A 23,258-nucleotide genomic window follows, 5' to 3' on the forward strand; every position below is an offset into this window, starting at 1 on the left:
TTAAGGCAGCTCCAGGCCGCCACTTGCCTTGTGCAATGCACGCAGGTGTTCGCCTAGCGCAACCAGGTTGGCCTCGTTGGCTTCCAGCTCGGCCAGACGCTCGGGCTGCAGCAGGTTGCGCACTTCGCCATCGAGCTCATCGCTGAGCTGGCGTAGCTGCTGCTGGCGGTCACGGCTGCTGGCCTCGAGGCGCTCCCACTCCTGCTGCTGCGGCAAGCCGTAGCCGCCTTCGAGTAGCTCCGCCGGGCGGCTGAGGAAGCCGCTGTTGGCGAGAATCTGCTCCAGCGCGGCGCCGGCCTTGTTCAGGCTCGGGTCGCCGGCGGCGCGGCCGGTGAGGTAGCGGCGCTTGAGTTCGTCCTGCGCCAATAGCAATTGCCGGCGCAGCGCGGCCTGTTCCAGCAACAAGAGGGCTGCGCTGGCGCGCAGATCAGCCTTGGTGAACCACTGGCTGCGAACCTGTGCTGGCTGTTCCAGCCAGGTCTCGACGCTGTCCTGGGTGATCGGCAGGCGCTCGCGCAGGACGCGGAACATGGCCTGGTAGCGTTCGCGGAAGGAGTCGAAGCGATAGCCCAGGCGCAGTGCTTCTCGCGGATCGTCGAGCACACTGGTGTCGGCCAGGCCACGAGCATCCATCAGCTCCAGCAGACCGTTGGGCAGGATGCTGTCCAGCGCCTGCAGGCGCGGATTGCCGGTGCCGCTGCGCAGCAACTTGAGGGTTTCCACCGCGCAGTTGTTGGAGACGAAGTAGTAGTCGCCGTCATAACTCCAGTGCTGTTCGGCGGCGCGTACCACCATTTGTTCGAGCTCATCGCGCGTCAGGCGCAACGGCACCGAGGCCAGACTGCGCAGCTCGACTTTGGTGTACTCGTCGATCACCTGCTCCAGCGGCAGGACGAACAGGCGCGACGGATAGACGCCGGTCAGTCCATCCCAGCTGGACAGCTGCACGTCGCCGACGAAGGCGCGGTAGGACAGCACCAGGTGGTGGTTGAGATCCAGCCGGCAGTCCGGGCCGCGCGGCCGCCCCGGCGCGCAGACCACCAGGCGCAGCATGCTGTGGCCCCAGCGGCTCATCCAGGCATCGTTGGCCTCGGCGAGCAGGTAATCGACCTCATACACGCGCTCGGGGTCGAGTCGGCCCAGGGGCTGAGCGGCGAAATCGCGCCCGGCGTTGAGGTAGGGGTAGTCGCTGGCGCAGGGCTCGCCGGCCGGTGTCCAGTCGAAGTGCTCGCGCAAGTAGCGCGCCAACGAGGGGCGGCGGCAGGCATAGCTGGGGTCGAGCAGAAAGTACTCGAGGTTGACCGCGACGAACTCCAGCGCATTGGTCAGCTCGTAGCTGTCCGGGCTGCGCGCGACCTGACCATTGTCCAGATCACGCGCACCGCGCTGGCCGACCCGTTGCTGCCAGCCAGCGAGATCGAGCAGGCGCGGATCGTCGCTAAGAGTGAAACGCCGTTCGCTCTGGCCGCGGCAATCCTCCGGCAACCCGACCAGGCCCATCGAGCTGACGCGTTGTCGGCATTGGCTGATGTGGCGCCGCTCGGCTGCGGGCCATAGGCGAGCACGGTCATAAAGGTGGGTCAGCTCATGAAGCAGGGTGGCCAGCAATTCCTGGCGCTGAGTGCCGTGATGGCGGCCAGACTGGTTGCGAGCCGCCGTGCCATCGACCAGCCTGGGCAGCAATTCGGCATTCAGTTCGATACCGCTGAAGCGTCCAACCTGGCCGTAGACCTTCGAGGGCAGGCCGGTGCGCCAGCTGACCTTCACTTCGCGATCCAGGCGCTGGATGAAGCGCGGCGGCAATGCAGCCATCGCCTCGTTGAGCAGCGCCTGGCTCGCCTGGCGCTGCGCGGCGTCAAGAGCACTGTCTTCCAGCGTCAGACGCAACTGCGCCTGGGCGACGCCTGCGGCTAAAGCCAGCAGCGCGCCGCAGCACCAGGCGAGAAGGTGGGTCACAGAGCGAGAATGGCTTCGGCCAGTTGCAGGTCGCTGGCGGCCTGCGCCTCGGGCAGTTGCTGGCGAATGGTCTCCAGCGCGGCTTCCAGTTGCGCGCCGCGAATCTCACCGGCGCTGGCGACGAAGCTGGCGGCGTCGTCACGAGCCTGCACCACGGCTTTCATGTCGCGCAGCGATGTGGTGGTGTCGGATGTGAAATTGATGCTGCGATCCAGGGCGCGCACCACGATGTTGCTGGTGGCGACCACGGTTTGCGCCTGGGCGATACCGCTGAACAGGACGCAGGCGGTGATGGCGATGGCGAATGAACGACGCATGACAGATGGCTCCGAGAACTGCAGGACGGACAATTGGACGTACCGCTGCCAGCGCGGTTCCGCTGGCAGGGTGGAAGTCGTCGTAGTTTACGGGGCGGCGGCGCGGCGGTCAGCAGCCACGCGAGGCAATCAGCGCGAGAGGATGGCGCCTGCCAGCTGCAGATCGCTGGCGCTGTGCAGGTCCGGCGACTGGCTGCGCAGATAACGCAGCGCGGCTTCCAGGCGTGCTCCGCGCAGCTCGCCATTGCTGGCAACGAAGCTGGCGGCGTCGTCTTGGGCCGCATGCACGACCTTGCTATCGCGCAGCGAGGACGTCGCGTCTGAAGTGGCTTCGGCGCTGCCCGCCAACGCACTGCCGAGAGTGTCCGTGGTGGCGACGAAGCTGCTGGCCGAGGCCGATGTGCTCGATAGCAGAAGAATGGCGAAAGCCAGGCGACGAGATTGTGCCAAGGTGAATTCCTCGAGAATTTCAGGGAGAGCGCAGTCGGACTGCAGCTGGCGACGTAAGCCTAGCGCGGCAAGGCTGGCTACGGCCAGTTACCGCGCAGTGGCAGGACTTTTTTGATGATACGCAGTCTCGAGACGGTTGCATGCGTCGTTAAAGGTTGCGATGCTGATCGAGCATGAAAAACGGAGTTTTCTTGGGGTAACTTCCTGGATTTTACGAAAAATTCCGTGGTTACCGAGGGTGTTGATGCCACTGTTTTTCAGGTCGTGACCCAATAACAATATCAAGAAGTGCATGATCGTTCGCGTCGGCACTGGTGGGGTTGTCTCTGCATCATGATCATCCTCGTGGGATCAAAAATCGATCAAGCCAGCATTCATAATTCTCTTGGGAAGCCGGAGTACAGTTACTTCTTTCTCATGAAGGATTTCCTGCCCGTTCTCGAGCGTGTCGCAGGCATGGAAATCGTGCAGAGTCTCGAACAGATCGAGCAACTTGCCGAGCACTATCGCAGTATCGGTGAGGAGGTCGTTTACCTGAGTTTCAGCCCGCCGCATCAAGTGCCGCTGGGTTTGAGCTGTCCGACCGTCTGCGTGTTCGCCTGGGAGTTCGACACTCTGCCTTCCATCGCTTGGGAAGGTAACCCGCAGAACGACTGGCGCTACACCTTTTCTCATATCCAGGGTGCCATCAGCACCAGCCGAGAAGCTGCGGCACTGGTGCGCGAGGCGATGCCGGCCGGTTATCCGGTCGTGGCGCTTCCGGCCCCCGTCTGGGACCGTTACCGGATTGAACAGCCGGCTGCGGGCAAGCCAATGATGGCCGAACGAGGCTTCCCCTTCGCCGGAGTGGTTATCGATAGCCCAACCCTTGGCTTGTCGGCTGACGGTCTGGTGCGCAAACCGGAGGTTGTGATTGCGCCGCCTGTAGATGAGGTGCCTGAGCAAAGTCGCCTCCGACAGGCCTGGTTGACGACCAGTGCTCTGGCCGCTGGTTGGTGGCGGGAGATGCGCAAAGCGGAGATTGCTGAAGAAAAGTCGCCAGCGCCGCGGATGGTCGCAGAGCCGGCTCCGGAACCGGAGGTCCGCCGGATTGTTGTATCGGGCGTGGTATACACGACGGTGCTCAACCCCGCAGACAGCCGCAAGAACTGGGTGGAGCTGATCACTGCATTCTGCTGGGCATTCAAGGACCGGCAGGATGCCACGCTGATCGTCAAGATGACCCACCATGATCTTGAGTACTACCGGATCGTATTGATGACATTGCTTTCGCGCCTGGCGCCGTTCGCCTGCCGTGTCGTCGTGCTCCATGGTTTTCTTCAGGATGAGCAGTATCGCCAGCTCATCGCCGCTTCCAACTACTACGTGAATGCGTCTTCGGGCGAGGGACTTTGCTTGCCCCTGATGGAGTTCCTCAGTGCTGGAGTCCCGGTGATCGCGCCGACCCATACCGCCATGGCGGACTATGTGGACGATCAGCTGGCCTTCACGATCAAGTGTGCGCTGGAGCCTTTCTGCTGGCCGCATGATCCGACCGGCATCTTCATGACCCACCGTCACCGTCTGAATTGGCAGTCGCTGGTCGAGGCATACCAGCAGAGCTATCAGGTGATCACGCAGAGCCCGGAGAAGTATCGCGATATGGCGATGAAGGCCGACGCGCGCATGCGGGCCTTCGCCTCCATCGGCCAGGTTGCCGGGCCCCTTGAGGAATTTCTCGGGCGAGTGGCGGGAGGCCAGGCCTCACATGAGAAAGCAGGCCTGGCGGGGAGTGAAGCGTGATGAAGATTCTGGTCTATTCCCAGATCACCGCTGCCAGGATCGCCAGCAGCATGGGGCTTCCCGAGTACAGTTACTACTTCGTATTGCGCGACTTCTTGCCTGTCCTGCAGACGCTGGGCGAGATCGTGGTCGTGGACGAACCCGAGCAGCAAGTCGATCCGCTGTATGAAGCGGCTCGCGCCGCTGGCGAGCGCTGTGTGTTCCTTTCGTTCTCGCCTCCGCACAAGACGCTAACCCGGTTGCGTTGCCCCACAATTCCGGTGTTTGCCTGGGAGTTTGACAGTATTCCCAGCGAATCATGGCTGGATGAGCCTCAGCAGGACTGGCGTCACGTTTTGCGACAGTGCGGTCAGGGCATCACCCATTCTCGGATGATCGTCGATGCCGTACGCCGGGAGCTGGGCGACGGTTTTCCGATCATTTCCGTACCTTCACCCGTTTGGGACAAGTTTGCTGCGTTCCGGCAGAAGTGGGCCGGGCAACTGCCCAATGGCTGCGTGACGATCAAGATGGCGTCGGGTGTCGTGGTCGACACGCGAGACCCTGCGCTGGCCCCTCATATATTCGGCAGCGCCGCGACCGCGCGCGTGGTGCAGGCCATTCGCGAGCATGAAGGAGCGGCTGCACGTGCACGGGCCAGCTCGGCGGTAACCGTACCAACGGAAAACGATGGGCAATCACGCTACCGCATTACCCGGCGTTATCTCGGCGAGTGGTATCTCAAGGTGCTACAGCCTCTTCTGCCCATGTTGCCCAAGCCTGACGGTGCGCCGCTGGAGATAGTGGTACAGGATGGTGACAAGCCGCTCGAGCCGCGCAATATGGTCGAGCCCCCGCAGCCGGAGGAAAAAGGCCTCACGCCGAAGATGCCGGACTGGCAACCGGGTGAATGCGAGGTCCAGCTGTCCGGAGTGATCTTCACGGCCCTTTTCAATCCTTATGACGGGCGCAAGAACTGGGCCGACATGCTTACGGCCTTCTGCGCCGCTTTCCGTGACGTTCCGGATGCGACCCTGGTATTCAAGCTGGGGCATCATGAATACCTGTCCGCCATGCACGACATGCTGATCTGGATGGCGCGCATGCCCAGATTCCAGTGCCGCATCGTGCTGCTGCATGGTTATCTGGACGGAGAAGACTTCGAAGCGCTTGTCCAGGCCAGTGCCTACGCAGTCAACGCTTCTCACGGAGAAGGGCAGTGCCTGCCGTTGATGGAGTTTCTATCCTGCGGCAAGCCTGCAGTCGCACCGCGGCATTCGGCGATGCTGGATTACATCGACGAGCAGGTCGCATTCGTAGTCGATAGCTGGCTCGACTTCACGGCCTGGTCGCATGACCCGCGCCTGGCTTACCGCACCCGGCGTCATCAGATCGACTGGGCCTCCTTGCGAGATGCCTACCTGAACGCCTACCAGTGCATAACGACCGATCCTGAGCGCTACCAGCGTATGGCGACCAGTGCGGTCGAGCGTATGCGTGGGCACTGCTCGCGAGAGGTTGCCCGAGGGCGAATTCAGGCACTGCTGAGTGAGGAGGCGGTAGCGCGTGCGAGCCTTGCGTGAATGGTGGCGGGGCATGTCCCGTCCTGAACCGGAATCCGCGGTCAATCCGGCCGAAGCAGCGGTGTGCAGCGTCGGCTCTCGGGATTGTGGTCTGGTCGATGCCGTAATGGGCGGCTGGTTTCAGAACGAGACCGATGAGCTGTTTCGTGGCTTTGCCATCAGCGCGGACGATACGGTGCTGGATCTGGGCTGCGGGCATGGCGGCAGCACGCTGTTTTGCGCCCGACGCGGCGCCCATGTGATCTTCACCGACAGCGAGGCGGACAAGGTCGAGTCGTTGCGTGAGCAGGTTGCCCAGACGCCAGCCCGTGAATCGCAGGGCATCGTATCGGACAGTCTGCCGCTGCCCTTGCCGGATGCCTTGGCCACCAGGATCATCGCGCTGGAGGTTCTCGAGCATGTCGAGCAGCCCCTGGAAATCCTGCGTGAATTGGTGCGTGTGGGGCGTCCTGGCGCCAAGTACTTCATCTCGGTGCCCGATCAGCGCAGCGAGGAGCTGCAGCAGGTTATTGCCCCGTCCGTGCATTTCGAGGCGCCCAACCATATCAACGTCTTTTCTCGAGATGCGTTCGCCGACCTGGTGGAAAGCGCAGGGCTGGTGATCGAATCGCGCGAGTACTATGGCTTCTACTGGACGCTGTGGATGATGTTGTTCTGGGGCACCAGGGAGGCGGAAGGCCATGTGTTCCAGGGGGCGACCCATGATCAGATCCATGGACCGTTCAATCCGTTGCTCGACCAGTGGGCGTCACTGTGGCACCAGACCATTCACTTGCCCGGAGGAGACAGGATTCGCCGGGCTCTGGACGATGCGTTGCCCAAGACTCAGATCATCCTGGCACGCAAGCCGCTTGCAGTGGGGCAGCAGCCATGAGCAGAAGGATCGACGATATCGAGATACTGCGCGCGTTCGCTGTGCTTTTCGTGGTTTTACATCATGCGCTGGGCAACCTGTTTACCTGGACCACACCGGCACTGGCGCGTCTGGGTGTCTATTTCGGTGGCGGTTTTGGTGTTGACCTGTTCTTTGCAATTTCCGGCTTCGTCATCGCGCGTGATCTGTTACCCAGATTGCAAGCCAGCGACAACGCACAGATGTCTACCCGCATTACCGTTGCATTCTGGATTCGTCGGGCCTGGCGCCTGCTGCCGTCGGCCTGGATCTGGCTGGCGCTGATACTGCTGGCATCCTTCCTGTTCAACGACTCGGGAGCATTCGGCACCTTGCGGGCAAATGTCGAGGCGACGGTAGCCGGCGTGCTGCAGGTGGCGAACCTGCGCTTCGCAGAAACCTTCGGTAGTCGTGAATATGGTGCCAGCTTCGTCTACTGGACCCTGTCGCTGGAGGAGCAGTTCTATCTGGTTTTGCCCCTGCTGGCGCTGCTGACCCGGCGCTACCTGCCTTATGTGCTGATCGCCGTGGTGATCGTCCAACTGCTGTCGAGCCGAACGCTGCTGAGCGTGATGTTCCGCACCGATGCCATTGCCCTCGGCGTACTGTTGGCGATCTGGAGTCAGCACGCCAGCTACGCTCTGGTGCGCCCCGAGTTCCTGCGCCGGCAAGGCGTGGGCACGGCGGTGATGGCCGGCATCTTTCTCTGCATGGGCGTGGTGGGCTCCGAAGTGCTGAATGTGGTGTCGTACCGCTTCAGCCTGTTTGCCGTGCTTTCGGCCTTACTGGTCTGGATGGCCTCTTACGACCTGCGTCTGTTCGTGCCGGCCAATCCTCTCAGGCAGGTGCTGCTGTGGGTCGGAAGCCGCTCCTATGCCATCTATCTGATCCATGTGCCGGCGTTTTTCGCCACGCGTGAAATCTGGCATCGCGTGAGTCCTGAGTCAGCACCTGGCGAGGAGCTGTTCTATCCATTCCTGTTCACGGCGGCTGCGCTGATCATCGCCTGCAGTGAGCTCAACTATCGCTTTATCGAAACGCCCTTGCGCCGGCACGGCGCTGCTATGGCAAGGCGCTTTCTACAGACAGACCGCGAGCCGGCGGCGAATACCGGCAGCCAGGACGACCGCTCACCCAACCCGGCCAGCGCAGTGTCCGGCCCCTGAAACCCCGCATGCTCGGCATATGGCCGCACCAGGAAGTCTCCATGCTCGATCGTTTGAAGCGTTTGCTACAACCTCTTGATCAGCCGCAGCCAAGTGTTTCCAGTGAAGCGCCAGCGGCTGCGCCTGGCGAGCCGGAGATCGATATAGGGCTGATCGATATTCACCAGAGTGGATGGCTGCAGAACGAGACGGGAGAGCTGGTTCGCGGTTTTGCGATCACGGCCGAGGACGTCGTTCTGGATATCGGCTGTGGAGAGGGTGGTTATGCGCTGTTCAGCGCGCGCCAGGGGGCCGAAATGATCCTTGCCGACGTCGATGCCCACAAGCTCGATACGGCACGCGCCCGGCTCGAAAAAGAAGGCGCGCGTAGCGTGCGCACGCTGGTCACCGATGCCAACCCGCTGCCGTTGCCCGATGAGGTAATCAGCCGGGTGGTGGCGATGGAGGTTCTCGAGCATGTGGATAGCCCCCAGCAGTTCATGAGCGAACTCGTACGAGTCGCCATGCCGGGGGCACTTTTTCTGCTGACGGTACCGGACGAGGTCATCGAAGGGGTGCAGAAGCACATTGCGCCTTCGGCCTATTTCGAGCGGCCCAACCATATTCGCATTTTCAAGCGTGGCGAGCTGGAGCAACTGGCGCGCGACTCGGGGCTGAGCGTGGAGAGCAGCATGCAATATGGCTTCTACCATGCCGTATGGTGGTCCTTGTATTGGGCTTGTGAGAACCAGCCGCTCAACCCGCCCTGGCAACCTCTGCTGGAGAGCTGGGGACAGACCTGGTCGACGCTGCTGTCGCTACCGGCCGGCCCGCGTATCAAGGCTGCGCTGGATGGTGTGATGCCCAAGAGCCAAGTAGTGATTGCGCGCAAACCGCTATGAGCTGGCCGTTGCGGCAGGCAGGAATTCGGACTGCGGTAACAATAACGACAGTGATACGACCGTTCTACAACCGGAGCGCTCTTTGAGCGGTGGAATTCATGAGCAAGCAGACCGCGCCAGTATTCATCTCATACGCCCAGAACTTCGAGGATGTGATGCTCTGGCGTACATTCAAGTTGTTCGGCCCTGGCCAATATGTCGATGTGGGCGCAAACCATCCCACTCTCGACTCGGTGACGCGTTCGCTATATGAGCGGGGCTGGCGCGGAATCAATATCGAGCCGGTCAAGCATTACCATGACGCCTTGTGTCAGGAGCGCCCCCAGGACATCAACCTATGCGTGGCGGTCGGAGACGAGCAGGGCGAGCTGACCTTCTTCGAGTCTGCTGACACCGGGCTCTCCACCCTGAGCGAGGAGATGGCCGAGCAACAGCGGGCCGAAGGTATTCCGTTCGTGCAGCGCACCGTACAAACGAAGCGTCTCAGGGATATCTGCGAGGAGCATCTGTCAGCCACTTTGCCCTTTCATTTTCTGAAAATCGATGTCGAAGGCTTCGAGCGCAACGTCTTGCAGGGAATGGATTTTCAGCGCTGGCGGCCCTGGCTCATTCTGATCGAGTCTGCCTTTGACAAGGTGCCTGAGTGGGAGGCGCTGATCCTGCAGGCCGGTTATCAGGCGGCATTGTGCGATGGGATCAACCGCTATTACGTGGCAACGGAACGCTCCGAGTTGTTGCGGCCGCTGAGCATGCCACCGAATATTCTTGACGAATTCCAACTATGCCGAGGCCACCGGTTGAGCTTTCCGCTGGCAGAAGCGCGAGATTTGCAAGATCAGCTGTCCGCCACGCTTCAGCGGGCGCAGGCTTCGGAGGCCCAGTTAGAAGCTGTATATGGCAGCTGGCTATGGTCTGTGGTCCGGCTGTTAACCGCTGGCTGGGGCCGGCTGAAAACTCCGTTATCGTCGCGCCTCAAGGGCTGAGGCTGCGATGCTACCGAGCGAAATTGGAGGTTAGGTGAAAAAATTACTTGTAACTGGCTTGAGCGGCTTTGTCGGACGGCACCTTGAAGCGCGCCTAAAGGTACCTACTGCTGGCGGCTGGCGGCTGATGGCAGCGCAGCCACACGATCTGACAGCTGCGGAAACGCTCGATGAGTGGCTGGCTGATGACTGCCCCGATGCAGTGATCCACCTTGCTGGCCAGACTTTTGTGCCCGAGGCTTTCCGCGACCCAGCGCGTACTCTGCAAATCAATACGCTAGGTACTCTTAACCTTCTCCAGGCACTCAAACGAAAAGGCTTCAGCGGTACTTTTTTATATGTTAGCTCGGGCGATGTTTATGGCCATGTAGATGAGTCGCAAATGCCAATTTCGGAACTTCTGGCACCGCGTCCGCGCAATCCCTACGCGGTCAGCAAAGTTTCTGCCGAACTATTGTGCCAGCAGTGGAGCTATGCTGAACCTTGGCGCATTATGATTGCGCGGCCATTCAATCATATAGGCGCTGGGCAGAGCGAATCGTTCGTGATTTCCAGTATGGCCAGGCAGTTAGTAAGAGTAAAACGGGGCTTTCAGTCACCGCGCTTGGATGTGGGGGATATTGATGTAACTCGAGACTTTCTCGATGTCCGCGATGTTATTGAGGCATATCTCCTCCTGCTGGACAGGGGCGTGAGCGGTGAAATTTACAACGTATGTTCTGGCCTGGAGCGCAAAGTGCGCGACATGATAGGGGAAATGGCCCGTTTGGCGGGCGTTGAAGTAGAGCTGGTGCAAGACTCGGCTCGCATGCGACGAGCTGAGCAGCGTAGGGTTGTCGGTAGTTCCGAAAAATTACAGAGAGAAACCGGGTGGAAACCTGGCGTACATATTACGGATACCTTACAGAGTGTGCTCTCTGACTGGGCCGCTAGAGAAACATAATAATATGGATAGAAGTGCGCTGATCCTTGGTGAAAACCGTCGATATAATTATTGGAATACGTTGTTTTACCGCGACAGCTTGAGTCCGCATATATCGGGTAGCGTCCTGGCTGACTACGAATTGCCGTTATGCGGTATTGAGTTTATCAGTCGCAAAATCACAGCTAACGTGGCGAGGATCAATCTCGACAAGCAGTGCGAGTATTATCTCGGCAATATTGAGGCTAAGCGTGACGGTGGCTTCATTGGCATTTATACAAGAAACATACGGTTAATTGCTTATGCCGAGCGCTCGCAGCGAGTGCGTCAGGTGGGTAGGCAATTGAAGGCAAGCGATCATGGCGCTTATCGTCCACACCGTTTGGCAAACCACTCTCGGGAAACCTACGTGCTTGCGAAGGGCCCGCGCTTCAAGATCAAGCGCGTGGCACTTCCGCGAGCGGCGTTGTCGCTGCGGAGGTTTCACCACCGCAGCGAGCCCTGGGGGCCGGATATGGGCCGGTTGGCACAAGGTGGCAACAACCCAATCTTCATTTCTGAAGAATACAAGCACCACAGGGATCATTCAGGAATTATCGGCCTGGAGATAAAAATTGGTGAATACCTCGGAAATAAAAACATTGTTCGTTTTGACCAATACGGCGGGACCAAGTAATGGCTTTGAATATGGCCCGTGCAGTATGGAGCTATCGAGGTTTTGTCTTGGGCAGCGTCAAGCGCGAGTTTCAAACGCGCTATCGCAACTCTTTGCTCGGCGCGCTATGGACAGTGCTCAACCCGCTTTCGATGATCATCGTCTATACGGTGATTTTCTCCCAAGTGATGCAGGCTCGCCTACCTGGAGTCGAACACAGCCTTGCTTACGGCATTTATTTATGTGCGGGAATTATCGCATGGGGCTTCTTCGCTGAAGTTATCGGGCGCAGTCAGTCTGTGTTTCTCGAGCATGCCAATCTGATTAAGAAACTGAGTTTTCCGCGCATCTGTCTACCATTAATCGTAGTGCTGAATGCCTCTGTGAACTTCGCCATCATCTTTGCGTTGTTCCTCTGTTTTCTGTTGCTGACCCAGACCTTTCCCGGTTTCGCATTGCTGGCCGTGTTGCCCGTACTATTGGTGCAGGTGACATTTTCCATTGGCCTGGGTATCACCCTAGGGGTGCTTAACGTGTTCTTCCGCGATGTCGGTCAGTTCACCGGTATCCTCCTGCAGTTTTGGTTTTGGTTTACCCCTATCGTCTATCCAGCTTCAATTTTGCCGGAGGCCGTTCGTCCGGTGCTCGATCTGAATCCGATGATGCCTGTGATCACGGCGTACCAAGGCATATTTGTTTATGGCCGTTGGCCCGATTGGGGCTCGCTGCTCCCCATCACACTGGTCTCAGTGGCGCTCTGTGCCTTGGCATTGCAATTGTTCCGCAAACGCTCCGGCGAAATGGTGGATGAACTCTGATGGGCAGTATTCAGGTCAGTGGCCTTGGCAAGGCCTATAAGCAATACCCGTCGCGCTGGTCGCGTCTGGGGGAATGGGTAATCCCCTTCGGCAGACCGCGGCACCAGTTGAATTGGGTTCTTCGGGACATCTCGTTTTGCGTTCAGCCTGGAGATGCACTGGGGATCATTGGGGTTAACGGTGCTGGAAAGAGCACGCTATTGAAGATGATCACCGGCACAACACAGCCCAACGCCGGGAGCATTCACATCGATGGTCGTGTCGCAGCTCTTCTGGAGCTAGGTATGGGCTTCCACGCGGACTTCACGGGTCGGCAGAACGTGTTTATGGCCGGACAACTGCTCGGTCTTGGCATGGAGGAGCTGCAGCACCTGATGCCTGAGATCGAGGCATTTGCCGAAATAGGTGAGTATATTGATCATCCAGTTCGTACATATTCGAGCGGCATGCAGATGCGCCTGGCATTCAGCGTTGCCACCGCCCGGCGCCCCGATGTGTTGATTGTGGATGAAGCACTTTCGGTGGGAGACGCTTATTTCCAGCACAAGAGTTTCGACCGCATCCGCGAGTTTCGTAAGGCGGGCACTACTCTTCTGATTGTGTCCCATGATCGGCAGGCAATTCAGTCGCTGTGCGATCGTGCCATTTTGCTAGTCAATGGGCGACTGGCGCTTGAAGGTGCGCCGGAAGAAGTGATGGATTTCTACAGCGCCATGCTGGCCGAAAAGGAACAGCAGACCGTCCGCCAGGAGCGCCTGGAAGGAGGCCAGATCCGCACGATATCTGGTACCGGGGAGGCAGGATTCGCTGATATAGGCTTATTTAACGAGCAGGGGCAGCGAATCGAGGTGCTTTCCGTCGGCAGCACCGTCACACTGCGGGTGGTGGTGGATATCAAGATAGATATTCCACGACTGGTGCTGGGCTTCATGATCAAGGACCGCATGGGGCAGCCGATCTACGGCATCAATACCCATCGTCTGCAGCGCGCGCTGGAGAATCTCACCGCTGGTGAACGGGTGACCTACGAATTCCGCTTTCCGGTGCGCCTTGGCAAGGGCAATTATTCGATTGCCCTTTCTCTCTCGCGACTCGATTCTCACCTGGACAAGAATTACGAGTGGCGCGATTACGCCTTGGTATTTCACGTGATCAATGTTCAGCAGCCCGATTTCGTCGGTTGCGCCTGGCTCGATTCGCAGGTCGCCATTGAGCGCAGCGGCTCATTGGCCGCCGAAGCCAGTCACTGAGGAGCAATGGGATGCGGTTGTTGGTCGAGTGTACCTATGTCTACGAACATCCCCAGGATAATTCCGGAATTCAGCGCGTGGTGCGCAATATCATCGGGAATCTGTCGGGTGTGCAGGTGGGTGTCGAATGCGTGCCAGTAATGATAAGCGGCGGGCGTTTATATCGTGTGTTGAGCCTAGAGCCGTTGGCAGTCGACCGCGCCAAAAGTTGGCGGCAGAGGCTGATTATGCGCCTGGATCACGCGCGTAATCGTTACTGGTGCCTGCACGCGCGCCTCGAGCGCTTGCTCCCGTTCCGCGACACGGCGTTTGCCAAGCGTCTGCTTTATTGGCCCTGCAAGTTGTTGAGCCTGGGTATTACCTTACCGTTACGTGGCCTGCTCTGGCTCAATCGCAACGCTCAGCCAGCACCGCAGCGGGCGGTGGAACTCCAGGTGCGGGACGGCGATCAACTGTTGTTACTCGATTCTTCATGGCACGCCGATTTCTTCGAGCTGGCTGAACGTCTGAAGAACCGGGGTATTGGCATTATTTCGGTCATCTACGATCTGATCCCGCTTACCCATCCTCAGTTCTGCGACGCTGGCTTGGTCAAGGTTTTTGATCGTTGGTTTGACTGGGTGTCGAAAACTGCTGATGGTTTTATGGCTATCTCACAGACCGTAAGTAAGCAGGTAGACGCTGAACTGCAGAATCGTTTGGGCCCTGCCGAGGCGGCGCAGCGTTGGCATGGATACTTCCACTTGGGTTCTGAGCTTGATCTGAACCGGCCAGCTGCAGTGCTGCACAAAAACGTGCGGAGGATGTTTGAGCAGCAGGTGCCAGTCTACTTGATGGTAAGCACGGTCGAGCCGCGTAAAAACCATGCCTATTTGCTTGATGCTTTCGAGCTTCTTTGGGCAGACGGTGCTGACGTGTGTCTTTGCATCATCGGCAAGATTGGCTGGAAGTGCGAGGCGTTGATTGAACGTATCAAGCGTCATCCGCAGTATGGTAAACGCTTGTTCATGTTCAATGACGTCAACGACAAGAGTCTTGAGTTCGCCTATTCCAACGCTCGTGCACTGGTGTTTCCCTCGCACGCCGAAGGTTTTGGCTTGCCGCTGGTAGAAGCCATGCAGCGAGGTCTGCCTGTGATGGCTAGTGATATTCCGGTGTTCCGCGAAGTAGGTCAGGACTTCATGGCCTACTTCGATCTACACGACCCAGCCAGTTTGGTTGAGCGGATCAAGGCGTTCGAGCTATCTGGACGTTTTCCAGCCGCCCGTGCGGTCGAGCATTGGCAATGGGTCGACTGGGCGGCGGCGGCGGACCAACTGGTGACTCGGACTTTACGCGGTATTCAAGATACCTCGCGCAAGGCAATGACCGATGCGGATTGTCCTTAGCATTGCTTGGCCCCCGGCGTTTGCCAATATCTGATCATAGTAAGGGAGCTAACTATTGAGTTAAAAAGTCGCCAAGTGCGGCCTTGAGCTATGTCTTTATCCGTAGTCGCGGCTATGGGATAACCCCGAGCGATCTCTGCAGATGGGACTCAAAGCCAGGCAGCGCTATGAGCAGCTCTTCACCGCGCAGCGTATGGGGCAGCAGACGGCGCGGCTGTATCGAGACCTGTACGAGCGTAAGTCGCAGTGCTGAGCGGGAAACGTAACTCGCGCGGCAATCAAGCTGTGATTTTTGAATTGCCGAGGCTGAATAAAACGAAAGCCCCACCGCAGCAGAGACGGTGGAGCTCTCAGAAGATCCCAATTTAGGGATGGAGCAAAGCGGGGTATCAGCGCCAGAACGGCTTCTGCAGTTCGACGTAACGCTGATTTTCGGTGATGCCGGCATCAGCAAGCAGGCGGGCATCCAGTCGAGCCAGTTGACGACGGCTGACGATGCGGCGCTGCCACAGGCTGAGGGTGGCAAGCACACGGAGCGGCCAGGCCGATTTGTCGCTGGCAACGCTGTGAGTTTGAAGCAGGGCGGAACTGAGGGTACGTTCCATGGTGGTCATCCTTCCGCTTGTGGCGGGTCTGGTGTTTTGCTTTCGATGAGCAAATTATCCCGAGCGGGGTTGGGACTCAGTAGTCACAGCTGGATGAAATTGTTGTGCTATTAGATAGGTTGCTTTGTAACTGTTCGGTCAGGATTTGAAGAAGCTGTACTGGTCATAAGTGAAAAAGCTGGGTGCAACCGATTTATGCGAGATTTTTAACTGGGTGCAACCCCATAAAGCTAGTTTTGCGAGCAGTACAGTTTGCAATTGATCTGTTGTGGCGACTGACCTGAAAATCAGGTTTTTACCCGTGCCATAAAACGAGAAACCCGGCACATGGCCGGGTTTCTTGTCTAGGTGGTCAGGTCTTATTCCACAGCCTTGACCATGTCCTCGATGACTTTCTTGGCGTCACCAAAGACCATCATGGTCTTGTCCATGTAGAACAGTTCGTTGTCCAGGCCGGCGTAACCGCTGGCCATCGAGCGCTTGTTAACGATCACGGTCTTGGCTTTGTACGCCTCAAGGATCGGCATACCGGCGATCGGCGACTTCGGATCGTTCTTCGCTGCCGGGTTAACCACGTCGTTGGCACCGAGCACCAGCACCACGTCGGTCTGGCCGAACTCGGAGTTGATGTCCTCCATCTCGAACACCTGCTCGTACGGCACCTCGGCCTCGGCCAGCAATACGTTCATATGGCCCGGCATGCGCCCGGCAACCGGGTGGATCGCGTACTTCACGGTCACTCCACGGTGGGTCAGCTTCTCCGCCAGCTCCATCAGCGCGTGCTGGGCTCGGGCCACCGCCAGGCCGTAGCCGGGCACGATGACCACGGTGTCAGCGTTGGTCAGCAGGAAGGCGGCGTCGTCGGAAGAGCCCGACTTCACGCTGCGCTGCTCCTGGCTACCAGCGGCTGCGCCCGCGTCGGCATCGGCGCCGAAGCCACCGAGGATGACGTTAAAGAACGAGCGGTTCATCGCCTTGCACATGATGTACGAGAGGATGGCGCCCGAAGATCCCACCAGCGAGCCGGCGACGATCAGCATCGAGTTGTTCAGCGAGAAGCCGATACCGGCGGCCGCCCAACCGGAATACGAGTTGAGCATCGACACCACCACCGGCATGTCGGCGCCGCCGATGGGGATGATGATCAGCACGCCGATGACGAAGGCCAGCGCCACCAGCACGGCGAAGGCCGTGATGTCGCCGGTGAAGGTGTAGTACAGACCCAGGCCGAGGATCGCCAGGCCGATCACCAGGTTGACCAGGTGCTGACCCTTGAACACGACAGGCGCGCCCTGGAACAGGCGGAACTTGTACTTGCCCGACAGCTTGCCGAAGGCGATCACCGAACCGGAGAAGGTGATGGCGCCGATGGCTGCACCGAGGAACAGTTCCAGGCGGTTACCGGCCGGGATCGCATCACCCAGCGCGGCGACGATGCCCAGCGACTGCGGCTCGACCACGGCGGCGATGGCGATGAATACCGCAGCCAGACCGATCATGCTGTGCATGAAGGCGACCAGCTCGGGCATTTTGGTCATCTCGACGCGCTTGGCCATGATGGTGCCGATGCTGCCACCGACCAGCAGGCCGACGATGACGAAGCCCAGGCCCTGTACGGCCAGTTCGCTGCCCAGCTTGTGAATTAGGCCCACGGTGGTCAGTACGGCGATGGCCATGCCGATCATGCCGAACAGGTTGCCGCGCCGCGACGTGGTCGGGTGCGACAGACCTTTGAGCGCCTGGATGAAGCACACCGAGGCGACGAGGTAGAGAACAGTGATCAGGTTCATGCTCATTTAGTGCTTCTCCACCTGCGCGCTCTTTATTTCAACGGCACGCGCCTTCTTCTTGAACATTTCCAACATGCGTCGGGTGACCAGGAAGCCGCCGAACACGTTGACCGCCGCCAGGGCCACGGCCAAGGTGCCCATGGCCTTGCCCAGCGGGGTGACGGTGAGCGCGGCGGCCAGCATGGCGCCAACGATCACGATGGCGGAAATGGCATTGGTCACGGCCATCAGCGGGGTATGCAGGGCCGGGGTGACGTTCCAGACCACGTGATAGCCGACATAAATGGCCAGCACGAAGATGATCAGGTTGTAGATACCGTCGGAAATCAGATCCATGTCTCTACTCCTTAGCCGTTCTTGCGCACGATTTCGCCGGCGTTGCACATCAGGCAGGCCGCGACGATGTCGTCTTCGAGGTTGAGCTGGAACTGGCCATCCTTGTCGATCACGAGCTTGAGGAAGTCCAGCAGGTTGCGTGCGTACAGCGCCGAGGCGTCCGCCGGCACCAGGGCGGCCAGGTTGGTGTGGCCGACGAAGGTAACGCCGTGCTTGATCACCACCTTGTCGGCCTCGGTCAACGGGCAGTTGCCACCTTGGGCTGCAGCCAGATCGATGACCACGGAGCCAGGCTTCATTTCAGCAACCGTGCTTTCATGAAGAAGCGTCGGCGCCTTGCGGCCCGGAATCAGTGCCGTGGTGATGACGATATCGGCCTGCTTGGCGCGCTCATGCACAGCCCTGGCCTGACGCTCCATCCATGAAGCGGGCATCGGACGGGCATAACCGCCAACACCTTGTGCACACTCGCGCTCTTCATCGGTCTCGAACGGTACGTCGACGAACTTGGCGCCGAGCGATTCGATCTGCTCTTTGACTGCAGGGCGCACATCGGAGGCCTCGATCACTGCACCCAGGCGCTTGGCCGTGGCGATGGCCTGCAGGCCAGCGACGCCAGCGCCGAGAATCAGCACGCGGGCGGCCTTAACGGTACCGGCAGCGGTCATCAGCATTGGCATGAAGCGTGGGTAGTAATTGGCGGCGAGCATCACGGCCTTGTAGCCGGCGATGTTGGCCTGCGAACTGAGCACGTCCAGGCTTTGCGCGCGGGAGGTGCGCGGCGCAGCCTCCAGGGCGAAGGCGACGATGCCGCGGGCGTTCATGCGTGCGATGGTGTCGTTGCAGAACGGGTTGAGCATGCCAACCAACACGGCCCCGGCTTTCATCTGAGCGAGCTCGGCTTCGGTTGGTGCGACCACCTTCAGCACAAGGTCGGCGCCGAAAGCGCTCGTCTCGTTGCCGATGGTCGCGCCAGCAGCCTCGTAAGCGCTGTCCGGAATGCTGGCGCTGATGCCGGCCCCGGCCTGCACGATCACCTGATGACCTTGGCCGACCAACTTCTTGATCGTCTCTGGGGTCGCGGCAACCCGCGTTTCCCCGGCATGGGTTTCGAGAGGAACACCGATGTGCACTTCTAATCTCCTGCGTGATCTTTCTTGTGAACCGGTGCACTGCGCTGGCGCGCCGGCGATTGGGGATCAGCACAAAACTTTCCCGAACTTGGCGGGCGCCGCGATTGTGCAATCGAACTCGGACCCTTACAAGAAGTTATGGAGTAAAAAAAATGGATTACTACAAGTAATGGGTCTATGAGGGATTTTTATACTTCGCGCAGGCCGCGTCGTTTCTCATGAAGAGCACATGGCACGAGACTTTGAGGGCCATTTTGTCATTCATTAAGCGAATGACCGCTGGTCGTATTGGCTATTGTGTGAAAGGTGACGAACAGAGCGTTCGAAATAGTGGAATAGCCCGAAAGTACTGGTCTTGACGCGGATAGATTCAGAGAAGACGTTGTAGTGTGACTTTATGCGCGCTACTCGTGTTGATTTTGGTCGTACAGGTGAACGATTGTTCTCAATGCGTGATAACTGCGAGAGTGTTTCATGCCTGGCGATACGTGGCGGCCTGCACAAGTAGCCAGTCGCGGAAGGCTTTGAGCGCCGAAGACTCGGCCTTGCGCTCTGGCACCATCAGGTAATAGGCGCGGTCGTTGTTGGGTACAGCACGATCGAGGGCGATGACCAGGCTCCCGTCTTTCAGCTCGCGTTGAATCAGGAAGGGCGGAATCAGTGCGATGCCCATCTCATGCTGCGCCGCCTGGGCCAGCATGGAGAATAGCTCCAGGCGTGGGCCGGTCATGTCGCGCGCCACGTTCATGCCTTGGGCGGCGAACCATTGGCGCCAGGCGTAGGGGCGAGTGGTCTGCTGCAGCAATGGCAGCGCAGCGATGCGTGCGGCGTCCACCGGGGCATCGCCCAGAAGCGCCGGGCTGCAGACCGGTAGCAGGTGCTCGTGCATCAGAAAGTGCGCCTGCGTACCCGACCATTCGGCATCGCCGTAATAGATGGCGGCATCGAAGTGGGTGTCGGCGAACAGGAAGGGGCGTGTGCGGTTGGTCAGATGTACCGTGACTTCCGGGTGCAACTGCTGGAAAGCACGCAGGCGTGGTAGCAGCCACTGCGTACCGAAGGTCGGTACTACGGCCAGCTCGATGCTGGCTGTGCCCTGATTGCCCATCAGCGCGAGGGTGTCGCGCTCCACGGCATCGAGTTGCGCAGCTACCTTGCGGCTGTAAGCGACGCCGGCTTCGGTCAGTACCACGCCGCGCCGTGAGCGGCGGAACAGCTCGACATTGAGAAAACTCTCCAGACCGCCGATCTGCCTGCAGATTGCACTCTGCGTCAGGCTTAGCTCCTCGGCGGCCTTGGTGAAACTCTGATGACGAGCAGCCGACTCGAAGGCAACGAGGGCGGCAGTGCTGGGAATCTTGCGGCGCATTATGCGTAAGCCTCACACATAGGTGACAAATACAGCCAGTTAAGCTATCTCGAAGTGATAGAAAAGCACAGGTCTGTGCGAAATCTGCGTTTGTCCTATGCGCAAAGCCGACCTAGGATCGAGATTATTCCGGGTCGGCAGCGTCGACCGCTCACGTCACTGCTTCGAGGTTTTCACGATGGCCAAGGCAAGCTTCAACTGGATCGACCCGCTGCTGCTCGACCAGCAACTGACCGAAGAAGAGCGCATGGTGCGCGACAGCGCCCAGCAGTTCGCCGACGACAAGCTGGCGCCGCGCGTGCTGGAGGCGTTCCGTCACGAGCAGACTGATCCGAAGATCTTCCGCGAGATGGGCGAAACCGGCCTGCTGGGCGCGACCATTCCCGAAGCCTACGGTGGCAGTGGTCTCAACTATGTCTGCTACGGCTTGATCGCCCGTGAGATGGAGCGCATCGATTCCGGCTACCGTTCGATGATGAGCGTGCAGTCCTCGCTGGTGATGGTGCCGATCAACGAGTTCGGCAATGAAGCGACCAAGCAGAAGTATCTGCCCAAGCTGGCCAGTGGCGAGTACATCGGCTGCTTCGGCCTGACCGAGCCGAACCATGGTTCCGACCCCGGCTCGATGGCCACCCGCGCCAAAAAAGTCGAAGGTGGCTACCGCCTGAGCGGCAGCAAGATGTGGATCACCAATAGCCCGATCGCCGATGTCTTCGTGGTCTGGGCCAAGGACGATGCCGGTGAGATCCGCGGCTTCGTTCTGGAGAAAGGTTGGGAAGGCCTCTCCGCTCCGGCGATTCACGGCAAGGTTGGCCTGCGTGCGTCGATCACCGGCGAGATCGTCATGGACAACGTGTTCTGCCCTGAAGAGAACGCCTTTCCGGATGTGCGCGGTCTGCGTGGTCCATTCACCTGTCTGAACTCTGCCCGTTACGGCATCAGCTGGGGTGCGCTGGGCGCTGCCGAGTTCTGCTGGCACACCGCGCGCCAGTACGTGCTCGATCGCAATCAGTTCGGCCGTCCGTTGGCGGCCAATCAGCTGATCCAGAAGAAACTCGCCGATATGCAGACCGAGATCACCCTGGCGCTGCAAGGCTGCCTGCGTCTCGGTCGGATGAAGGATGAAGGCACCGCTGCCGTGGAAATCACCTCCATCATGAAGCGCAACAGCTGCGGCAAGGCGCTGGATATCGCGCGTATGGCGCGCGACATGCTGGGTGGCAATGGTATCAGCGACGAGTTCGGCATTGCCCGTCACCTGGTCAACCTCGAGGTGGTCAATACCTACGAGGGCACTCATGACGTGCATGCGCTGATCCTCGGTCGTGCACAGACCGGCATTCAGGCGTTCTTCTAAGGACACTCCTGTTAACCGATCCATGGTGCGCCCGGCGCACCTTGCGGAGAATCTCCATGTCCGGTGCTCTGTCCCATATCCGCGTGCTCGATCTTTCCCGCGTACTCGCAGGCCCCTGGTGCGGGCAGATTCTCGGCGACCTCGGTGCCGAAGTAATCAAGGTCGAACGGCCGGGAGCCGGTGACGACACGCGACACTGGGGGCCTCCTTATATAAAGGACGCAGAGGGTAACGACTCGCGGGAAGCGGCTTACTTCCAGAGCGCCAACCGCAACAAGCAATCGTTGACCCTGGATTTCACCCAGCCTGAAGGGCAGCGTCTGGTGCGTGAGCTGGTCGCACAGTGCGATGTGCTGTTGGAAAACTTCAAGGTGGGCGGGCTGGCAGCCTATGGGTTGGATTATGAGTCCCTGAAGGCGATCAATCCGCGCTTGATCTACTGTTCCATTACCGGCTTCGGTCAGACCGGGCCCTATGCCAAGCGCGCTGGCTACGACTTCATGATCCAGGGGCTGGGCGGTCTGATGAGCCTGACCGGGCGTCCGGAAGGTGAAGAAGGGGCCGGGCCGGTGAAGGTCGGGGTGGCCTTGACCGATATCCTCACCGGGCTCTACGCAACCGTGGGGGTGCTGGCTGCGCTGAATCAGCGTGAGCAGTCCGGAGTTGGTCAGCACATTGATGTGGCGTTGCTCGATGTGCAAGTCGCCTGCCTGGCCAACCAGGCCATGAACTACCTCGCCACTGGTGTATCGCCCAAGCGTCTGGGTAACGCTCATCCCAATATCGTGCCCTATCAGGATTTCCCCAGCGCGGATGGTAACTTCATCCTGGCGGTCGGCAACGACGGGCAGTTCCGCAAGTTCTGTGAAGTGGCGGGCATCGCGCAGCTTGCCGATGATCCCCGTTTCGCCAGCAACAAGGCGCGGGTGGCGCATCGTGTCGAGCTGATTCCGCTGCTGCGTCAGGCAACCGTATTCAAGACCACGGCGCAATGGATTGAACTTCTCGAACAGGCGGGTGTGCCCTGTGGGCCGATCAACGACCTGCAGCAGGTGTTCGCCGATCCGCAGGTGCAGGCGCGCGAGCTGCGTGTGGAGCTGCCCAACGGGCTGGGCAGTACCACGCCGCAGGTGGCCAGTCCATTGCGCCTGTCGGAGACGCCGGTAGCCTATCGTTCCGCACCGCCGTTGCTGGGCCAGGACAGCGAGGCCGTGCTGCAGCGTCTGCTGGGCCTGGATGCGTCGCAGATAGCCGCGCTGCGGCGAGCCGGAGTGGTTTGAGCGCTTTCTCTATATAGAGAAGATGTGCGGGCGGAGCCGCGAAGCCATTGATTGCAGATTTTTTACAGCAAAGGGGTTTACAGGCATCTCTGCTCATGTAGAATGCGCGCCACTTCAGTGATGAAGCGCTTCAAAAACTTCTTGCTAATCAATAAGTTAAGTTAAATGAAGGGCTTGCAAAACTGAATCTGGCGTGTAGAATGCGCGCCGGTCGACAGGGTGGCGGTTTGATCCTGTTGGTGGTTCGGTCGAATGGATCGAAAGCGGTAGAAAAGAGGTGTTGACAGCGGTTTTGAACGCTGTAGAATGCGCCTCCCGCTGGAGAGAAGAAGTTCTGATCGAAGGCGCAAGTGGTTGAGTAGAAAG

Annotated in this window: 22 protein-coding genes; 13 read left to right on the plus strand and 9 right to left on the minus strand. The window is 59.4% G+C overall.

Going from position 1 to position 23,258, the window contains the following annotated elements:
* The 3 genes from B2U07_RS08965 to B2U07_RS08975 all read right to left on the minus strand — a co-directional run bounded on the left by B2U07_RS08965 (position 1) and on the right by B2U07_RS08975 (position 2,723).
* Complete coding sequence (locus B2U07_RS08965; protein ID WP_296276853.1) at positions 1-1,956, minus strand: DUF4105 domain-containing protein; 1,956 nt, start codon at positions 1,954-1,956, stop codon at positions 1-3.
* Complete coding sequence (locus tag B2U07_RS08970) at positions 1,953-2,273, minus strand: DUF2388 domain-containing protein (protein ID WP_275546411.1); 321 nt, start codon at positions 2,271-2,273, stop codon at positions 1,953-1,955. The genes B2U07_RS08965 and B2U07_RS08970 overlap by 4 nt, the downstream gene beginning before the upstream one ends.
* A gap of 129 nt (positions 2,274-2,402) precedes the next feature.
* Positions 2,403-2,723 carry a DUF2388 domain-containing protein gene (locus B2U07_RS08975; protein WP_197858832.1) on the minus strand — a complete coding sequence of 107 codons (321 nt, stop codon included), beginning with the start codon at positions 2,721-2,723 and terminating at the stop codon, positions 2,403-2,405.
* Positions 2,724-3,056: 333 nt separating this feature from the next.
* Between B2U07_RS08975 and B2U07_RS08980 the strand changes: the two genes are divergently transcribed.
* The 11 genes from B2U07_RS08980 to B2U07_RS09030 all read left to right on the plus strand — a co-directional run bounded on the left by B2U07_RS08980 (position 3,057) and on the right by B2U07_RS09030 (position 15,022).
* The gene (locus B2U07_RS08980) at positions 3,057-4,505 is read left to right on the plus strand and encodes a glycosyltransferase (RefSeq protein ID WP_275546412.1); all 1,449 of its coding nucleotides are present in this window, start codon (positions 3,057-3,059) and stop codon (positions 4,503-4,505) included.
* Entirely contained in the window at positions 4,505-6,067 is a 1,563-nt protein-coding gene (locus B2U07_RS08985; protein ID WP_275546413.1) for a glycosyltransferase, read from the plus strand. Before B2U07_RS08980 ends, B2U07_RS08985 begins: the two co-directional genes overlap by 1 nt.
* Before the next feature lie 13 nt (positions 6,068-6,080).
* Complete coding sequence (locus B2U07_RS08990) at positions 6,081-6,941, plus strand: class I SAM-dependent methyltransferase (RefSeq protein WP_275546414.1); 861 nt, start codon at positions 6,081-6,083, stop codon at positions 6,939-6,941.
* Positions 6,938-8,125 (plus strand): acyltransferase family protein, encoded by a 1,188-nt coding sequence (locus tag B2U07_RS08995; protein WP_275546415.1) that lies wholly within the window; start codon positions 6,938-6,940, stop codon positions 8,123-8,125. The genes B2U07_RS08990 and B2U07_RS08995 overlap by 4 nt, the downstream gene beginning before the upstream one ends.
* Positions 8,126-8,166: 41 nt before the next feature.
* Complete coding sequence (locus B2U07_RS09000) at positions 8,167-9,006, plus strand: methyltransferase domain-containing protein (RefSeq protein ID WP_275546416.1); 840 nt, start codon at positions 8,167-8,169, stop codon at positions 9,004-9,006.
* Positions 9,007-9,104: 98 nt separating this feature from the next.
* Complete coding sequence (locus tag B2U07_RS09005) at positions 9,105-9,989, plus strand: FkbM family methyltransferase (RefSeq protein WP_275546417.1); 885 nt, start codon at positions 9,105-9,107, stop codon at positions 9,987-9,989.
* Positions 9,990-10,023: 34 nt separating this feature from the next.
* Positions 10,024-10,932 carry a GDP-mannose 4,6-dehydratase gene (locus B2U07_RS09010; protein WP_275546418.1) on the plus strand — a complete coding sequence of 303 codons (909 nt, stop codon included), beginning with the start codon at positions 10,024-10,026 and terminating at the stop codon, positions 10,930-10,932.
* A gap of 4 nt (positions 10,933-10,936) precedes the next feature.
* Positions 10,937-11,587, plus strand: a complete 651-nt coding sequence (locus tag B2U07_RS09015) for a GDP-mannose 4,6-dehydratase (protein ID WP_275546419.1) — start codon at positions 10,937-10,939, stop codon at positions 11,585-11,587.
* A complete protein-coding gene (locus B2U07_RS09020; protein ID WP_275546420.1) occupies positions 11,587-12,384 on the plus strand; it encodes an ABC transporter permease in 798 nt (265 codons plus the stop codon). The genes B2U07_RS09015 and B2U07_RS09020 overlap by 1 nt, the downstream gene beginning before the upstream one ends.
* Positions 12,384-13,634, plus strand: coding sequence for an ABC transporter ATP-binding protein (locus B2U07_RS09025; RefSeq protein WP_275546421.1), 1,251 nt, complete (start codon positions 12,384-12,386; stop codon positions 13,632-13,634). The genes B2U07_RS09020 and B2U07_RS09025 overlap by 1 nt, the downstream gene beginning before the upstream one ends.
* 11 nt (positions 13,635-13,645) lie before the next feature.
* Positions 13,646-15,022: a glycosyltransferase family 4 protein gene (locus tag B2U07_RS09030; RefSeq protein WP_275546422.1), complete on the plus strand. Its 1,377-nt coding sequence runs from the start codon at positions 13,646-13,648 to the stop codon at positions 15,020-15,022.
* 389 nt (positions 15,023-15,411) lie between these two features.
* On the opposite strand, the gene B2U07_RS09035 is transcribed toward B2U07_RS09030, so the two are convergent.
* The 5 genes from B2U07_RS09035 to B2U07_RS09055 form a co-directional block, all read right to left on the minus strand.
* Positions 15,412-15,627, minus strand: a complete 216-nt coding sequence (locus B2U07_RS09035) for a DUF1127 domain-containing protein (RefSeq protein ID WP_275546423.1) — start codon at positions 15,625-15,627, stop codon at positions 15,412-15,414.
* A gap of 359 nt (positions 15,628-15,986) precedes the next feature.
* A complete protein-coding gene (locus B2U07_RS09040) occupies positions 15,987-17,423 on the minus strand; it encodes an NAD(P)(+) transhydrogenase (Re/Si-specific) subunit beta (RefSeq protein ID WP_275546424.1) in 1,437 nt (478 codons plus the stop codon).
* Positions 17,424-17,753 (minus strand): NAD(P) transhydrogenase subunit alpha, encoded by a 330-nt coding sequence (locus B2U07_RS09045; RefSeq protein WP_275546425.1) that lies wholly within the window; start codon positions 17,751-17,753, stop codon positions 17,424-17,426. It lies immediately after the preceding gene.
* A gap of 11 nt (positions 17,754-17,764) precedes the next feature.
* On the minus strand, positions 17,765-18,886 hold the full coding sequence (locus B2U07_RS09050) for a Re/Si-specific NAD(P)(+) transhydrogenase subunit alpha (RefSeq protein WP_275546426.1): 1,122 nt from the start codon (positions 18,884-18,886) through the stop codon (positions 17,765-17,767).
* Between the two features lie 472 nt (positions 18,887-19,358).
* Positions 19,359-20,255 (minus strand): LysR family transcriptional regulator, encoded by an 897-nt coding sequence (locus B2U07_RS09055; RefSeq protein ID WP_275546427.1) that lies wholly within the window; start codon positions 20,253-20,255, stop codon positions 19,359-19,361.
* Between the two features lie 178 nt (positions 20,256-20,433).
* On the opposite strand from B2U07_RS09055, the gene B2U07_RS09060 reads away from it, so the two are divergent.
* Both B2U07_RS09060 and B2U07_RS09065 read left to right on the plus strand, forming a co-directional pair.
* Complete coding sequence (locus B2U07_RS09060; RefSeq protein WP_275546428.1) at positions 20,434-21,612, plus strand: acyl-CoA dehydrogenase; 1,179 nt, start codon at positions 20,434-20,436, stop codon at positions 21,610-21,612.
* Positions 21,613-21,668: 56 nt separating this feature from the next.
* The gene (locus tag B2U07_RS09065) at positions 21,669-22,892 is read left to right on the plus strand and encodes a CaiB/BaiF CoA transferase family protein (protein WP_275546429.1); all 1,224 of its coding nucleotides are present in this window, start codon (positions 21,669-21,671) and stop codon (positions 22,890-22,892) included.
* A 156-nt stretch (positions 22,893-23,048) separates the two neighbouring features.
* Here the strand turns inward: B2U07_RS09065 and B2U07_RS09070 are convergent.
* A partial coding sequence (locus B2U07_RS09070; RefSeq protein ID WP_296276863.1) for a hypothetical protein occupies positions 23,049-23,258 on the minus strand: 210 nt, incomplete at its 5' end.

Origin of the sequence: Pseudomonas sp. UBA7530 (assembly GCF_002479365.1) — a bacterium.
Lineage (GTDB): Bacteria > Pseudomonadota > Gammaproteobacteria > Pseudomonadales > Pseudomonadaceae > Aquipseudomonas.